The sequence below is a fragment of the Bacillales bacterium genome (genome assembly GCA_035700025.1).
In the GTDB taxonomy this organism is placed as follows: Bacteria; Bacillota; Bacilli; order Bacillales; family DASSOY01; genus DASSOY01.
In genome coordinates this window covers 1-15,772 of record DASSOY010000015.1, presented here as the reverse complement: position 1 = coordinate 15,772, position 15,772 = coordinate 1, and the positions used below count along the sequence as shown (strand labels likewise).

Annotated in this window: 21 protein-coding genes; 18 read left to right on the top strand and 3 right to left on the bottom strand. The window is 46.4% G+C overall.

Annotated elements, in window-relative coordinates:
- The 7 genes from VFK44_03335 to VFK44_03305 form a co-directional block, all read left to right on the top strand.
- The coding region (locus VFK44_03335; protein ID HET7627401.1) for a phytanoyl-CoA dioxygenase family protein at positions 1 to 499 on the top strand (499 nt) is incomplete at its 5' end.
- 14 nt (positions 500 to 513) lie between these two features.
- Positions 514 to 1,488 carry a Gfo/Idh/MocA family oxidoreductase gene (locus VFK44_03330; protein ID HET7627400.1) on the top strand — a complete coding sequence of 325 codons (975 nt, stop codon included), beginning with the start codon at positions 514 to 516 and terminating at the stop codon, positions 1,486 to 1,488.
- 247 nt (positions 1,489 to 1,735) lie between these two features.
- On the top strand, positions 1,736 to 3,274 hold the full coding sequence (locus VFK44_03325; GenBank protein ID HET7627399.1) for a sulfatase: 1,539 nt from the start codon (positions 1,736 to 1,738) through the stop codon (positions 3,272 to 3,274).
- Complete coding sequence (locus VFK44_03320; GenBank protein HET7627398.1) at positions 3,271 to 3,537, top strand: 2Fe-2S iron-sulfur cluster binding domain-containing protein; 267 nt, start codon at positions 3,271 to 3,273, stop codon at positions 3,535 to 3,537. The genes VFK44_03325 and VFK44_03320 overlap by 4 nt, the downstream gene beginning before the upstream one ends.
- A 12-nt stretch (positions 3,538 to 3,549) precedes the next feature.
- Positions 3,550 to 3,981, top strand: coding sequence for a sulfatase-like hydrolase/transferase (locus VFK44_03315; protein ID HET7627397.1), 432 nt, complete (start codon positions 3,550 to 3,552; stop codon positions 3,979 to 3,981).
- Positions 3,982 to 4,202: 221 nt separating this feature from the next.
- The gene (locus VFK44_03310) at positions 4,203 to 4,499 is read left to right on the top strand and encodes a YciI family protein (GenBank protein ID HET7627396.1); all 297 of its coding nucleotides are present in this window, start codon (positions 4,203 to 4,205) and stop codon (positions 4,497 to 4,499) included.
- A 271-nt stretch (positions 4,500 to 4,770) separates the two neighbouring features.
- Complete coding sequence (locus tag VFK44_03305) at positions 4,771 to 4,974, top strand: cold-shock protein (protein HET7627395.1); 204 nt, start codon at positions 4,771 to 4,773, stop codon at positions 4,972 to 4,974.
- A 40-nt stretch (positions 4,975 to 5,014) separates the two neighbouring features.
- On the opposite strand, the gene VFK44_03300 is transcribed toward VFK44_03305, so the two are convergent.
- Entirely contained in the window at positions 5,015 to 5,377 is a 363-nt protein-coding gene (locus tag VFK44_03300) for a hypothetical protein (GenBank protein HET7627394.1), read from the bottom strand.
- 158 nt (positions 5,378 to 5,535) lie between these two features.
- On the opposite strand from VFK44_03300, the gene VFK44_03295 reads away from it, so the two are divergent.
- From VFK44_03295 to VFK44_03275, 5 genes are all read left to right on the top strand, one after another.
- Entirely contained in the window at positions 5,536 to 6,972 is a 1,437-nt protein-coding gene (locus tag VFK44_03295; protein ID HET7627393.1) for an FAD-binding oxidoreductase, read from the top strand.
- Positions 6,969 to 7,559, top strand: coding sequence for an MFS transporter (locus VFK44_03290; protein ID HET7627392.1), 591 nt, complete (start codon positions 6,969 to 6,971; stop codon positions 7,557 to 7,559). The genes VFK44_03295 and VFK44_03290 overlap by 4 nt, the downstream gene beginning before the upstream one ends.
- Positions 7,560 to 7,713: 154 nt before the next feature.
- Positions 7,714 to 8,661, top strand: a complete 948-nt coding sequence (locus VFK44_03285; protein HET7627391.1) for an alpha-L-glutamate ligase — start codon at positions 7,714 to 7,716, stop codon at positions 8,659 to 8,661.
- 204 nt (positions 8,662 to 8,865) lie between these two features.
- Positions 8,866 to 9,420 (top strand): sigma-70 family RNA polymerase sigma factor, encoded by a 555-nt coding sequence (locus VFK44_03280; GenBank protein HET7627390.1) that lies wholly within the window; start codon positions 8,866 to 8,868, stop codon positions 9,418 to 9,420.
- On the top strand, positions 9,389 to 10,054 hold the full coding sequence (locus VFK44_03275; GenBank protein HET7627389.1) for a hypothetical protein: 666 nt from the start codon (positions 9,389 to 9,391) through the stop codon (positions 10,052 to 10,054). Before VFK44_03280 ends, VFK44_03275 begins: the two co-directional genes overlap by 32 nt.
- Before the next feature lie 110 nt (positions 10,055 to 10,164).
- Here VFK44_03275 and VFK44_03270 read toward each other — a convergent pair whose 3' ends face one another.
- Complete coding sequence (locus tag VFK44_03270; GenBank protein HET7627388.1) at positions 10,165 to 10,542, bottom strand: DUF3888 domain-containing protein; 378 nt, start codon at positions 10,540 to 10,542, stop codon at positions 10,165 to 10,167.
- A 209-nt stretch (positions 10,543 to 10,751) separates the two neighbouring features.
- On the opposite strand from VFK44_03270, the gene VFK44_03265 reads away from it, so the two are divergent.
- The 5 genes from VFK44_03265 (at position 10,752) to VFK44_03245 (ending at position 14,603) form a co-directional block, all read left to right on the top strand.
- Entirely contained in the window at positions 10,752 to 11,024 is a 273-nt protein-coding gene (locus VFK44_03265) for a DUF1294 domain-containing protein (GenBank protein ID HET7627387.1), read from the top strand.
- A 263-nt stretch (positions 11,025 to 11,287) separates the two neighbouring features.
- Positions 11,288 to 11,770, top strand: a complete 483-nt coding sequence (locus VFK44_03260; GenBank protein HET7627386.1) for a hypothetical protein — start codon at positions 11,288 to 11,290, stop codon at positions 11,768 to 11,770.
- Between the two features lie 13 nt (positions 11,771 to 11,783).
- Complete coding sequence (locus tag VFK44_03255) at positions 11,784 to 11,957, top strand: hypothetical protein (GenBank protein HET7627385.1); 174 nt, start codon at positions 11,784 to 11,786, stop codon at positions 11,955 to 11,957.
- 400 nt (positions 11,958 to 12,357) lie between these two features.
- Positions 12,358 to 12,555, top strand: coding sequence for a hypothetical protein (locus VFK44_03250; protein HET7627384.1), 198 nt, complete (start codon positions 12,358 to 12,360; stop codon positions 12,553 to 12,555).
- Between the two features lie 26 nt (positions 12,556 to 12,581).
- Entirely contained in the window at positions 12,582 to 14,603 is a 2,022-nt protein-coding gene (locus VFK44_03245; GenBank protein HET7627383.1) for a thioredoxin domain-containing protein, read from the top strand.
- Positions 14,604 to 14,618: 15 nt separating this feature from the next.
- Here the strand turns inward: VFK44_03245 and VFK44_03240 are convergent, their stop codons facing one another.
- Positions 14,619 to 15,443 (bottom strand): glycosyltransferase family 2 protein, encoded by an 825-nt coding sequence (locus VFK44_03240; protein ID HET7627382.1) that lies wholly within the window; start codon positions 15,441 to 15,443, stop codon positions 14,619 to 14,621.
- A gap of 57 nt (positions 15,444 to 15,500) precedes the next feature.
- Here VFK44_03240 and VFK44_03235 point away from each other — a divergent pair, with 57 nt between their 5' ends.
- Positions 15,501 to 15,629, top strand: coding sequence for a hypothetical protein (locus VFK44_03235; GenBank protein ID HET7627381.1), 129 nt, complete (start codon positions 15,501 to 15,503; stop codon positions 15,627 to 15,629).
- The last annotated feature ends 143 nt before the right edge of the window (positions 15,630 to 15,772 follow it).

The window sequence follows — 15,772 nt, the reverse complement described above, 5'->3', positions numbered from 1 at the left end:
ATCGCAATTGATCGGTCCGAACGTCGAGCTTCACCATTCGAAAATGCTTGTGAAACCGCCGGAGAAAGGCGCAGCTTTCCCAATGCATCAAGACTACCCGTATTTTCCGCACGAAAATCATTCGATGCTCGCCGCGAGCGTTCATTTGGACGATGCCGATATCGAAAACGGCTGCCTGCACGTTGTTCCCGAATCACATAAGCAAGGACCGCTTTCTCATCTTGGCCATCATCGCCTCGATCATCACGAATATCCAATCGAAATGGGTACACCTTGTCCGGCCGAAGCGGGGGATGTTTTATTTTTTAACTATTTAACCATTCACGGATCGAAGCCGAACTTGAGCGACCGCACGCGGCGCAACATTTTGTTCCAGCTTCGCGATCCTGCGGATCCGCCGGTGGAAAACGTCCATGTCGACTGGGGGCAAGGCTTGAAAATTTGCGGCGAAGGTACGGCTTACAAAAGTTATGACCCGAAGAAATTAATCGGCGTATAAGGAGGGAACGCGTTTTGGAAAAACTTCGTGTAGGCATGATTGGCACCGGCGGCATTTCTCATTGGCACGCCAAACAACTCGGCGAGCTTCAAGAAGTCGAGGTGACCGCAATTGCTGATCCGGTAAAGAAAAATCGTGACTTCGTGATTCAAAAGTATGGGTTTGGATCGGCCGAAACGTATGACGATTATAAGCAATTGTTAAAAGAAAACAAGCCGGACGCGGTCGTTATATGTACGCCGCACACGATGCATGTCAATCACGTCATCGATGCTTTGGAGAGCGGTTGTCATGTACTCGTAGAAAAGCCAATGGCTTGCTCGATTGAAGAAGCGGAACGGATGATCGCTGTTGCCGAATCAAATCAAAAAGTGCTGCAAGTTTCCTATCAACGTCACTTCGAACCGCCGTTTCTCTATATTCGCGAAGCGATCGCGAGCGGATTGATCGGGGAATTAACGTCGATCACCGCTTCTTTATATCAAGATTGGCTGCAGTTATCCGAAGGGTTATGGCGGCAAAATCCGAAGCTGTCCGGCGGTGGGATGCTGATGGATTCGGGTAGTCATATTATCGACGTCCTCCTCTGGACGACAGGGTTGAAACCGGTGAAAGTTTCGTCCAGTTTGCAGCGCCACGGCGCCGATGTCGAAATCGACTCGTTTACGTCGATTCAGTTCGAAAAAGACGTCGTTGCCGGCTTGAACATCGTCGGTTATGCACCCGGCTGGCATGAAACATACGTGTTTTGCGGCACCGAAGGCGGGATTTTCTTTGAAAATGGAAAAATTACTGTGCGGCGGCGCGGCGAAGAAATCGTCGAGCCGGAATTGCCGGCGCAGACGACGAATCAAGATAAAAGTTTCATCGATGCCATTCTCGGCCGTCACGAAGTGAAAGTGCCGGGGCAGTTCGCGCTTGAAGTCGTCCGCTTGACGCAAAAGATTTACGAATCAGCCGGGTACGATCCATATGCGATGGTGAAATAAGGTTAATTGAACTAAGTAATATGGATGGAATCGCGCATGAGATTCGTTATTTTGCGAAGTTGTCGTTGTTGTAAAGATTAGCGCGCACAGAAAGCCTTAATTTGCTCAATATCCCTTGAATCATAGTGCTGGGCGCTCGTTGATTCATATTTAAGGTTTCTTCTGCGCGATTTCAGCTGTAAATCGGCTGATTTCGTGAAATAGGGCGGTTGGTGCACGATAAACGTACGATGAAGGAGATTGACGGATGAATGTCATTGTCGTTTTGTTTGATACGATGCGTATCGATCATTTGAGCTGCTACGGCGCGGAACAAGCATCGAACGGCTTGAATGAAAAGATTCGTACACCGCATCTCGACCGGTTTGCCAAGCAAAGCGTTCGGTTCACAAATGGTTTGATCGGCAGTTTTCCATGCATGCCTGCACGACGAGAATTATGGACCGGACGCTATGAATTTCCATGGCGCGGCTGGGGACCGCTTGAGGACAATGATTTCGATTTCATCGATTTCTTGCGTTCATCCGGCTGTATCACCCAACTCATCAGCGATCATTATCATTTACTCGAGCGGGATGCGGGCAATTATCACTTCGGTTTCAGCGGCTGGGACATGATTCGCGGACAGGAACACGATCCATACATAACGGAACCGCTTGCAGACGGAACGAAAGCGGGGATCGACCATCGCACGAGCGGTGCGTGGTATTTGCATCAAAAAAATAAACGCGGGGGACGAAGAGACGAAGAATCGCTGTATGCGCCCCGCGTTTTCCGAAAAGCGTGTTCGTGGCTGGAGCGCAATGCCGATCGCAAAACGCGGAGAGACAAACCGTTTTTTCTCATGGTCGAATCGTTCGACCCGCACGAGCCGTGGGACCCGCCGCTACACCGGATTGAGCGATTCGATCCGGGATTTGAAGGGAAGCGGCCGCACAGTCCGGTTTACGGCGCTTCCAGTCGATTTACGGACGACGAATTGCGGCATATACGTGCGCTATATGCCGCAGAATTGACGATGGTGGATACATGGTTCGGCCGTTTGCTTGATCAAATCGATGCGCTTGACCTTTGGGACGACACGATGATTGTCGCAACGACAGATCACGGTTTCTTTCTTGGGGAACACGGTCTTGTGGGTAAACCGGACCTCATCCCGCTGTACAATGAAATGAGTCGGATTCCTTTCATGATGTATCATCCAGATGCAAAACGAGGAACGGAATCGAATGAACTTGTTCAGCTCGTGGATGTCTTTCCGACAATCGTTGATGCGCTCGGACTTGATCTTACTTTTGGCCGTTCAGACGAGTTTGTTGCAGGAAAAGAAGCGCGTAAAACGTGGGAAGGTGTTCAATCAAAACCGCCGCACGGCATCAGCTTAATGCCGGCTTTGCTCGGCCGCGAGCCATCGAAATCACGCGAGATTGCCGTCACCGGCAAATTCGGCGACATCTTAAGGGTAAGCGATGGGAAGTGGTCGCTCTATGTTGTCCCTGACGGCGATGCGCCGCTTTACTGGCACGGCAGGCGCGAGCCGGGAAGAACGTTTGCCGGACGGCGCGGAGCGTTTGATCAGGTAAAAGAGCGATACCCGATTCAATATCCGGTGATCCGCAAAGAAAATGAGCTGTATCATATAGCAAGCGATCCCGGAGAGACGGATAACTTGATTGTAAAAGAGAGAAGCACCGCACACCGCTTAAGAAAACAGTTGGCTAAATGGTTCACAGCGATTGATGCGCCGAAAGAAACATTAGTCAGATACGGAGTATCGGAGCTGTGAAAACGAGAGTGAAATGGCAAGAGCGATGGGTCGAAGTAAAGCGAGAGAAATCGCTCTTGCACGGTTTATTGGAAATCGGCGTTGAGCCGCCGTTCCGCTGCGAATTCGGGCATTGCGGCAGCTGCCGCATGCGGCTTACCGCCGGCAGCGTTGTGCACGATGACGTTGCAGGTTTGACGGAAGCTGATCGCAAAGCAAACATCATCTTGCTCTGTTCGTGCCGGCCGCTGAGCACAAGCATTGAGCTTGAACCGATGGAATAGGAGGGAAAACGGATGACGGATCGTCCGAACATCATTTGGATTACAACGGATCAACAGCGTATTGACAACATCCGTTGCACCGGCAGCGATTTTATGAATACGCCGAACATGGACCGCATTGCTCGTGTAGGAGTGACGTTTCAAAAAGCGAATTGCCCGAACACGGTTTGCACGTCGTCGCGAAATTCGATGATGACCGGCCTTCCCCTGTCCAAACACGGCGCCTGCAACATTGGTACGCAGGCGATTCATCAACAGTGGTTCATCAGTCAAATTTTACGAAATCATGGTTATGAAACCCATCATGTCGGCAATGCGCATTGGTTCCCATGGGGGGCGGGCAGTCCGGAAACGGCACCTGTCGACGAAGAAGGAGCACCATTAGTGCATCTATGGCAAGAAAGGGCTTGCGCATGGAGTATAAAGAGGAAGCGGATCGCATAAGGTACAAAGAATGGATTACACCCGGCTACAAGCTCGCGGTTTATCTGGGAGAAACGTTCGGCGAATTGTACGAGGTGACAGAAGATCTCGGCGAAACAAATAATATTTGACGCGTCCGCCTATAATTTTGTTAAAATAAAATTGTTGCAAGAGATGCTTGAGGATATGGAGCGAAGCCAACCGCTCGGTCCGCGAAAAAGCCGTGTGTAGAGGAGAAGGCAATGGCGCAATTCGTATATTTAATCCGGCCCGAAAGGGAAGGATTCAACGAACAGATGACGAATCAAGAAGAACAAGTGATGGGCAGGCATTTCGAGTATTTGCAAGCGAAGCTTGAGGAAGGAAAATTGATCATGGCCGGTCCTTGTCTCGACAGAGCGTTTGGCATTGCCGTCTTTGAAGCCGTAGATGAAAATGAAGCGCGTGCCTTCATGGATGACGATCCGTCCATCAAAGAAGGTGTAATGAAAGGTGAGTTGCATCCGTATCGCGTTTCCTTACTTAAGCCGATGGAATAAAAATTTGACGCCGCCTGTTGACATTCGAGATAAAACAATGTATATTATTAATTAGTTGCGGCAAGGATATAGTTGGAGCCGTGGGTACAGATTGAATAAGCAAGACGTTTTATGGTTCAACTCATGAAGATTCCCATTTACATTCACATGTTATAAAGGGTTATCACTTCAGTTGATTTGATGCCTCTTTATAATATGTGAATTTTTATTTACCCAACTGAGTCGTAAATAGGAGTAGCATGTTAAATATATTTTTTTGGAGGTTTGCCCAATGCAAACAGAAGGTACAGTTAAATGGTTCAACGCTGAAAAAGGATTCGGATTTATCGAAGTTGAAGGCGGCGACGATGTATTCGTACACTTCAGCGCCATCAACAGCGAAGGATTCAAAACGCTTGAAGAAGGTCAGCAAGTTTCTTTCGACATCGTCGAAGGCAACCGCGGCCCGCAAGCAGACAACGTAGAAAAAATCTAAGTAACGCCGAAAAAGGCCGCTCAATGATGAGCGGCTTTTTTTATGCTTTTTCGACTCTTCTCGTTCGACGTTGAAAATAAATGAAGAATGGGAGGGGAATGGCGATCCAGCCGATGCTTTTGATCAGGCGGTTTTCCGCTCGCAGCCGGTCTTGCTCGAGTTGCTGGCGTTTTTCCGTTTCGTAATTTTGCTTCAATTGTTGTTCCGATATACGTTCCGGTTCGCCGCCGTTTTCCTTCACAGCCATGCTTTGCTTCATCGCCTTGTACTGGTCAAAAGTTTGGTAATACGGCTCAGGCCGCACGATATCTGCTGCCGCCATGAATGCCGAAATGCTGCCTCCGATAATCATGATGAGCGTGGCAAATAAAACCGCGTAATGATAAATTTTTTGAATGAGCATTCGGTCCGGCTCCTTAGAAAAGATATAATATTACAAATAGTTTACGATTGTTTCGTTTAAATTGCAATCAACATTTTCTGACAACCATCCCCCGATGGGACATCGTTGATCACAAGTTAAGGATTTATTATGATAAATGAAACAGGACGGAGGCAGTCATGATACGAAAATATTTGGCGGTAATCGTCGTTTATGGTATGGCGATGGCTGCTTCCCTTACGTTTTACCTTCAGAAACCGCTGATCGTCGAGGACAAGGGACGCTTATTGCCAACTGAAATTAAAGCCATTCGGCCGGCAACGAATCCGGAGTCGTTGCAGAAATGGATTCGAAAAGCCGCTGAACGGGGAGAGAAAATTTCCGTCGCCGGCATGCAACACAGCCAAGGCGGCCAGACGTATTTCCCGGGCGGGATCATGCTCGACATGAGAGGGTATGACCATGTGCTTGCTTATCATCCGGAAAAGAAAACGATCACGGTACAGTGCGGGGCAACGTGGGCAGATGTGCAAAAAGTGATCCATCCGGACGGGCTTGCGGTTCGCGTCATGCAATCGCAAAACATATTTACCGTCGGGGGGTCTCTAAGCGTAAATGCGCACGGCCGGGATATTCGGTTTGGCTCGTTGATGGATACTGTTCAATCTTTCCGTCTGTTAACCGCGGACGGAGAGATATTGAATGTCAGCCGGACCGAGAACCGCGAATGGTTTCCGCTCGCGATCGGAGGGTACGGACTGTTCGGGATTCTTTTGGATGTCACCTTGAAATTAACGGACGATGAGTTGTATACAATTCGTACGAACGCCATGCAGTATGACGAGTACCCCGATTATTTTATGAAAAGAGTGAAACAGGACCCAGACGTCCGTATGCACATCGCAAGAATTTCCGTTGCACCGGATGCTTCATTTTTAAGGGAGATGTATGTGGAAGATTACGTGCTTGCGGAAGATCAATCGCTCCGTTCCGAATATGATCGTCTGAAGCAGGAACGATTCGTCGCCGTGCCGAAGTTTTTCCTCGGCTTGTCCCGGTACAGCGATTGGGGAAAAACCTTGCTGTGGAAGGCGCAAAAACGCTATTTTTTGCAGCGCGACGGTATCCTTCAAACGAGAAACAACGCGATGCGCTCGGACAGCCAATTTTTGCAATACAACAGTCCTCGTCGAACGGAAACACTGCAAGAATATTACGTGCCGGTCAGCGAATTTGTTCCTTACCTCGATGAAATGCGAGATTTGCTTGAAAAAGAACACTTGAATCTACTCAATATCACGGTGCGATTCGTCAATCATGGGCATGATCAGCCGGTGTTGTCGTACGCTAAAACGAAAGACATGTTTGCGCTTGTTTTTTTGATCAACCAAGGGCTGAACAAGGAAGATACGACCCGAACGACCCGAATCGTTCGCGACATGATTGATCTGACATTAGCACATGAGGGTTCCTATTACTTGCCTTACTATTCCTATCCAACCAAAGCTCAGTTTCGAAAGGCTTACCCGCACGCCGAATCTTTTTTCGAAGCAAAACGGAAATATGATCCTGCGGGCGTGTTTACCAATCTCTTTTATGAGGAGTATGGGAAATGAATTATCGCCAATTTGTCACGGCTCAAAGCATAATGATGACTGCCGGGAGCATCGTGTTCCCTTTTTATTTGCTGTTAGTCAAAAACCTCGGGGAAAGTTATGCGCAATTCGGTTGGGCGTATGGGATTTTTACCTTGACGGCAGCATCGGTGTATCCGTGGATCGGGAAGTGGAGCGATCGAATCGGAGATGAAAAATTGCTATTGTTGTATACATGGGGCATGGCCGTGCTCATGCTGACGATTCCGCTTATCACCGACGTGTGGCAAGTGTATGTCGTTCAAGTTGTGATGGGGATGCTCGGCGCGGTTCAAAAAAATACGGAAAAAACGTTTCTGGCTCGCGATGCCGAAAAGACAAGCGCCGGCGCAAAGATTGGATCGTATCATTTTAAAATTTCCTTATGGAGTGCAGCCGGTGTCATCGTCGCCGGATATTTGATCGACTTTTTGACGATCGCCAGTTTATTTTATCTCGTTTCGGTGCTTTATTTGCTTTCGTCGTTTGTTATTTGGCGCAAAAATACGGAAGTTTCTTCGCAAGTGAGCGGATCGAACGCCGATGGAAAAGGAATCGAGCGATTGTGATCCAGCGAAAGTTTCAGCTCAGATGAAAACGGATGGTTTAGACGATTTTATTTTATTCTTAATGTCAAGTTTTCCTATCGGGATAGCATAAGTTGAACCGGAGGACAAGGCAAGTTCGATCACTTGCCGAACGATAACGAAAAGAGGTGCAAGCATGGAATCGAAAATTTATGTCATTCATGAAAACGCCGACTGGACGGCGCCGCTGTTTCAAGCTTTGGAGGAGCTCGGAGCGCCTTACGAAGATTGGTTTTTGGATGAGGGGCAGCTTGACTTGAATGAAGTGCCGCCCGAGGGCATATTTTACAACCGAATCAGTGCGTCTTCTCATACGCGCGGCCATCGTTTTGCTCCTGAATTTACCGCGGCCGTCCTTTCCTGGCTGGAACGAAACGGAAGACGTGTGTTGAATCCGAGTCGCGCATTGCGGCTTGAACTGAGCAAAGCGGAACAATACGGGGAACTGAACGCTCACGGCATACGGACGCCAAAGACCATCGCTGCCGCAGGCAAAAACAACATTCTTGAGGCGGCTAAAACGTTCCCGCGGCCGTTCATTACGAAACATAATCGTGCCGGAAAAGGCTTGGGGGTTCGCCTTTTTCACGATCCAACCGCCCTCGAAACATACGTGAATGGTCCGGACTTCGAAGATTCCGTAGACGGCATCACTTTATTGCAAGAGTACATTGAATCGCCGGACGCGTCGATTACCCGCTGCGAATTCGTTGGCGGCCAATTTCTGTACGCGGTGAAAGTGGACACATCCGATGGTTTCGAATTGTGCCCCGCAGATGCTTGTGCGATTGACGACGCTCATTGTCCGACTACCGGCACACCGACATCGAAATTTGAAATCATTCCGTCATTCGAGAGCCCGCTGATTGAGAAATACGAGCGGTTTTTGAAGGCGAACGACATTCATTTTGCCGGCATCGAATTTATTGAAAACGGCAATGGCGACATTTATACGTATGATGTCAACACGAACACGAACTATAATTCCGAAGCGGAAAAGAAAGACGGCCGCTCGGGGATGATGGCGATTGCCGAGACGCTTGTTCGTGAATGGGAACAGGTGAAAGCTTTCTTGAGTGAATAGTCGAATGCGGACACCGGTGAGAGAGAGGGTGTACATCCTCTTAACGGGTTCACTTCAGAGGTAGAAAATTTAAAAATTACAAAGAAAACGCATGTGAAATCGAAAGCTTGCTGGACAGCCGTGAACATATCATTTGAGAAAAGTTCTATAAAATAAAGCCAATCTTAAAACGCGTGCGTCTAATAAGTGACTGCAAGATTGGAGGTGGTTTCAATCATCCAGCTTATAAAAAAGGCTCAGAACGGGAATTCCAGAGCGTTTTCAAAGCTCTTTCAACATTTTCAAGCTGATTTGTATCGGACGGCGTTTGTATATGTTAAAAACCAGCAAGACGCGCTTGATGTTGTTCAAGAAACGGCATATCGATCATTTAAATCAATCCATACTTTAAAAGAACCAAAGTATTTGAAAACCTGGTTCATCAAAATTGTTATCAGTTGTTCGATAGATTTAATTCGCAGGCGGAAAAAAGCAGTTCCATTGAAGCCGGAATATGAAGGGCTTATTTCTGGGGACATAGAGGAGGATATTCCGCTTTCAATGTCATTACAAGAATTTATTGAACTTCTGAGTGAGGATGAGAAAAGCGTCATTATTTTGAGGTTCTATCATGACCTCAGCATTAAAGAGGTTTCCGAAGCCTTAACCATTCCTTTGGGGACCGCAAAAACGATTTTATACAGAGCATTGAAAAAACTCCGTAAACAGTGGGAAGGAGGTGGCGTGAATGAGCAATCAATTGAAACGAGAAATGAGTAAAATTGATATCCCCGATGAACTGAATGAAAGGTGTCAGAGGGGGATTCAACGGGCGAAATTAAAGCTACGCAATCCGAAACGGCACTGGTCTTTGATTGTTGCACCTGTAGCTGCATGTCTAATGGCTGCGATGTTCTTTTTCCCTGTTTTCTTTACAAATCACCCGTCGGAGAATCCAGAAATCCGAACGATGACGCAATCTAACGCTTTTGATGTGTCGAATACTCGAAAACTTGTCGGATGGTCTGATAATGTTTTTATTGGAAAAGTGTTCGAAAAAGTCGGAACGAAATCGCCACTTTCTTACCCCGAAACACAGTTTAAGGTTAAGGTTCTTAAAAATATCAAAGGTTCGTTTAACGGAACAATAAAAGTCAATCAACAAGGAGGATACGAAGGAAATAAATTATATTTAATACAAGGCGACCAATTGCTTAAGGAAGGGCAAACCTATTTGTTTGTTACAAAACACTCGGAGAGATTTAACTGGAATACATTAGTCCCTGTATACGGCGATATCCCAATTAACAGTAAAGAAGAGAAGGCGAAGCTGATTGAGAACTATACAAAGGCTTATAAAAACGAAATCCCATTTAAGCGGGGCAGCCAAAATGCCGACACAGGAGAAAAATAAGGAGCAACATGCAACAAGATCGAGCTTGCGAATTTAAGCTCGATTTTTTCGTAATTTTATTGTGATTCTCTTTGAATGGTCAACTTCACAAGCAATCCGTTAATCTCTTCTTATTTTTTACATAAAGTGATGATTTCTTCGTGAGGTAAGTTTTTTCGTTGATTTACTTTCATAACTTTGATGCCGCCAAGAGGGGTATCCACGAGATGAATGATCACAAGATCGGACGGAGGATTATGCGCCCCTTTAAATGTAACAACTTCGATGGTCAATTCATGTTTTCTGTTGCTTCCCCCGACTCTTTCAATCGCCGTGATGTGTTCACACATAAAAGGCTGGTCAAGGACTTGATTCAGAACGGGCAAATAACTGGAAATTAAGGTTTCTTCAAGTAACTTTTCTCTCGGCACTTGATCGTCGTATGGGAACGCAATTGTGAAAATGAAAGGAAAGATCACGGAAACAAGGAAATTAGCCGGTTTGCGCATGGGAATACCTCTCTGCGATGGATTTGACACGTTTACTTAATAAAATGACACGAAGGAGCGGAATTATGCTCGGGGGCATGAGCGGTTTAGGGAAAAATGTTCTCCCTGTGATAGGATAGAGGGAGAAACGACTTACTTGAAAAATGTAAAGTTGCATGGCACGTACCTGCCTTGTAAGCATTAAAAATCTGAAATCTTGGAGAGGTCCGATGTTGGATTTATTATGGATGTATTTGATCGCCGTTAATGTCATCGGCTTTATCCAAATGGGGTATGATAAGCGTCAGGCGAAAACAGGCGGACGGCGGACGCCGGAGGCAAGATTATTTCTCATTGCGCTTATCGGCGGTTCGGCTGGCGTATACGCGGGCATGAAAATCTGGCATCATAAGACGAAACATGCGTCTTTTCGTATTGGCATTCCGTTGCTTTTTGTCGTTAATCTCAGCTTGTATGTCTTTTTTGTCCTGAACTTTGAGTGAATCGGATGGGGAGTGATCTTGTGACGCAAACGAACCACCTGCTCCATGAAAAAAGTGTCACCTTTCCTTCAGACCCCTTGGCCATGTTAACTCCATAAAAATGCTGTTATAACAACGTTTATCACCTGCTGGATGGTTTATCTTCTCTTTTTTTGTTTAAATGTGAATTAAATTTTTTACTGTTATTACGAGAAACAAAAGAGACATGGCTTGTTAGTGGCTTTTATGGTATAATGAGGTAAAGACGTTCTACGGAGGAGTAAGTGGCCCTTATACACAGAAATTCCGGGGAAATCTATGCCACGGATTATGGTCAGGTTCATCAAACTGAATTAAAAAAGGTAAATCGCTTAAATGGTTGGAATGGCTTTGATTGGGCTTCATATTTGAAAAATGAAAATTGTTTTTTGTATAAATTAAGGGTAAAAGGTGATCCTAGTATACAAGGTTTAATCTGTATGGAACCAATGGAAGGATGGGTGGAAGTTCGTTTAGCTGAAAGTGCTCCCTGGAATATTGGCTCCAAAGAGCAATTTTTTGTTGGGGTAGGGTCTCATCTTTTTGCCTTGGCATGCCGAAAGAGCTTTGAATTAGGATTTGAAGGTTTTGTGGCTTTTCATGCAAAGAGCCAACTGATTGGTTACTATCAAAAAACGTTTGGGGCTATGGTCATAGACCGTAGAACGAGACGTATGGTGATTAATACGGCACATGCTGACATTCTTGTCCAAACTTATTTTGACTAGGGAGGCTGTGAAAATGAGAGTGAGAACGTTAAATAAAAAAGCATTACAAGAGATGGATGAAGCAGCTAAAGGCGTATATGCTCTTCCCAGACAAATAAGCGAACAAGATAAGCTAAAAACAAAAGAAGCGATTCGGGCGATTAAAGAAGGTAAATATAGTGACCTTGATTCAAAATATAAGGATTAGCGATCGGCGGACAGAAATGTTCGCCGTTATTTTTTTATGGGACCTCTGTTGGGCCATAAGGATGGGCTTGCTTGTCTAAGATAATTGGATCTTATATTTTAAAAGAACTGAATTTGCTCGGTTATGTTTTTGGACTCTGTTGAAATTTTATATCCTAGTGTTTTATATCCAGCTAATCGTTTATTATACATCTTTTCAAACATAGGTTCTTTATGATCGACATAATCGTAAACCTGCACAATCTGCTTACCTTCGTTCAACCGGTGAAGTCGTCCAACGTATTGATTTAATGTACCTTTCCACGAAATAGGCATGGTTAGAAAAAGTGTATTCAGCCGGCAGACGAAAGCAAAGGGAAAAAAGAAAGAGACGAAAACAGCAAAAACAACTGGAAGAAGAAATGGCTTTTGGTGATGACACATTCCATTTCATTGCTGGATATACATCAAATGGCTTTCCGTTTGGGATTACGCACGAGGAAATGGAAGAAATTGAAGGAAGCCAATACAGTGACAATGGGAAAAATAAAAATACCGATCCGTTCAAAAGAACAGAGTCCTTGCGGGATCACCAGACAGATTACCATTTGCCATTTTAAAATATTGTCTAATTCGAGGTGATGGAATGACATCAGTTAAACAAAATCAGCTAATACATGAAAAATCACCTTACCTTTTGCAACATGCGCACAATCCGGTGGATTGGTTTCCATGGGGTGATGAAGCGTTTGAAAAGGCAAGGACTGAGGGCAAGCCAGTGCTTGTTAGTATCGGCTACAGCACTTGTCATTGGTGTCATGTGATGGCGCATGAATCTTTTGAAGACGATGAAGTAGCCCGGCTCTTGAATGAGCATTTTGTAGCGATAAAAGTGGATCGCGAAGAGCGCCCGGATGTCGACGCGATTTACATGAAGGTTTGTCAGGCGATGACTGGCCAAGGCGGCTGGCCGTTAAATGTGTTCGTAACGCCGGAGCAAAAGCCTTTTTATGCGGGAACATATTTTCCGAAGGAGAGCCGCTACGGCCGTCCGGGATTTATTGAGGTCCTCACGCAGTTGAGCAAGCAATTTACGGAAAGCCGCGAGAAGCTTGAGGAGATCGGCGAACAAGTCAGGCACGCGTTCTCGAACGCGCAGCGGGAAAAGCAGAAGCTCGAGTCTTCGATTTTGCATCAAGGCTATCGCGAGCTTGCGCAGTCGTTTGATCCTGAGTGGGGCGGGTTCGGTCACGCGCCGAAATTTCCTGCGCCGCATCAAATCACGTATTTGCTTCGTTATCACCGTTGGACGGGAGAAGAAAAAGCGTTTGATATGCTTGTAAAATCGCTTGAGGCGATGGCAGACGGCGGCATTTATGACCACATTGGCGGCGGTTTTGCCCGTTATTCGGTAGACGAGTATTGGCTTGTCCCGCATTTTGAAAAAATGCTGTACGATCAAGCGATGCTTTTAATTGCCTTTACGGAAGCGTATCAAGTGACGCAAAATGAACGTTTCCGGCGGGTGGCTGAAGAAATCGTTGCATACGTACAGCGCGAAATGAAGGACGACCTCGGCGGCTATTACAGTGCAGAAGATGCCGATTCCGAAGGGGTCGAAGGCAAGTTTTACGTGTGGGACAAAGCGGAAGTATTGGATATTCTCGGAGTGGAAGCCGGGGAAGCATTTTGCGAGGCGTACGACATTACGGATGCCGGCAATTTTGAAGGGAAAAACATCCCGAACTTGATCGGCCGCGGCGAGCCGGATCATGATTTTGAAAAAGAAAAGCAACAGCTGTTCACGGCGCGTGAAGCACGTGTGCATCCGCATAAAGATGATAAAATCTTGACCTCATGGAACGGGTTGCTCGCGGCGGCGCTTGCGCAAGCCGGACGCGTATTCGGACGTGAGGAATATGTAGCGGCGGCACGAGGCATTGTGAGGTTTATCGATGAATATATGACGGTTGATGGCAGACTGATGGCGCGGTACCGCGACGGTGAAGTGAAATTTAAAGGCTATATCGATGATTACGCCTTCGTGCTTTGGGCAGCGATTGAGCTTTACGAATCAACGTTTGATGCGGCATATTTACAAAAAGCGAAAGCGTGCGCGCAAGAGATGAAGGCGTTGTTTTGGGATGAGGCCGAAGGCGGATTTTTCTTTTACGGCGAGGATGCGGAACAGCTAATGATGCGGCCGAAGGAATTGTACGACGCGGCCGTTCCGTCCGGAAACAGCGTTGCGGCGGTACAGTTGTATCGCCTGTCGAAATTGACGGGCGAGACGGAGTGGGAAGCGCTTGTCGCTGAGATGAACGAAGTGTTTGCGACGGAAGTGCAGCACGCGCCGAGCGGGTACAGCTATTACTTGCAAAGCTTGCTTACCGCGCATATGGCGCAGAAGGAAGTGGTCGTACTCGGTGAGCAGGGCGAGCCGAGCTACGAGCAAATGATCGGCACACTGCAACGCGAATTTTTACCGGAAGTGGTTTATCTCGCCGCACGTGAGGCGGATGCACTGGGGGGTGTTGCTTCGTACGCAAAAGATTTTCCTGAGACGAATGAAACAACCGTATATGTTTGTGAGAATTTCGCCTGCAGCCGTCCGACTACGGATGTGGATCAAGTGATTAAGAAATTCGTCACTTCTAAAACCAAGTAACAGGGGAATATCCCGTTACTTGGTTTTTATGTCTTTAGTGCTTACTTTCGGAACGAATGGACGGCGGTGTCTTTTCCGGAACTGTTCAGCAGCCAACCAATTGACTGCTGACGCTATGGCAATGAGCCGCACACAACATATAATTGGTTGATACACCGAAGAAAAAAACGGTAACAGGAACCATTGACAAGCGCCTTGTTTTTCTTTGGCAACGGGACGTACAAGGTAAATAAGTAAGAGATCGAGTGAAAATTGGATCATCGAAAGCATGAGAAAAAGAAATAACAGACTCATGACTTGATGATCCCAACTTAATACAAATGAGGTGTATCCTTTGACGCCGACTCCAATGAGTGAACGAAGGGTCATGAACACTTTTATTGGGATTCCGATCATCCCGAGCATGCCATATCGACGGTTAAAAATGCCTTTTCGATGCAAAACCATGCAAATGACGCCTAATTTCATCCATTGAAGGCGCTGGAAAAATAATTTTTTTATCGTGTCGGGAGCCGCCGTATATCCAACAACTTCATGATTCATTTCTACTTTGCCCTCTTTGTGCAATCTCCATGTGATTTCCATATCCTCCGGTACTTGCGGAGCGGTATGATAACCCCCGATTTTTTTTAGCGTTTCCAATTTAAAAACTTGCATCGCGCCGCTGGAACAAAGGACGCTTCCATAAAGCCGCTGGCTGCGTCTATCCATTTCCATCGATAAATAATATTCGATCCCTTGCAATCGAGTTAAAAGGTTGGTTTTAAAGTTATCGATTCTCACATTACTCGCTGCAGTAATTGCGCGTCCGGTGGGTGGCCAAGTATAAGAGCTACTCATGCCGGTTCGGGTTGGCTCGGCTTACCGGCAACGAACAAAAAAATTGAAATGCGTGTGATGGATTGGTGGAGAAGGGAAGGCGAATTGCTAGCTGAAAACTGGGTCTTCATCGATATGATTGATGTGTTGCTGCAGCTCGATATCGACATATTCGAGAGACTGAGAGGGAAACAATTTTTAATTTAATCATTGGAGTTAAGCAAACGCCGAGGAAGGGATGAAAGCGTGGACGTCAATCGAATATTCGATCTAAAAGGTCGCACGGTGATCATCACCGGCGCCAGCAAAGGCATCGGCAAAGACATCGCGACGTTTTTGGCGGAAGCCGG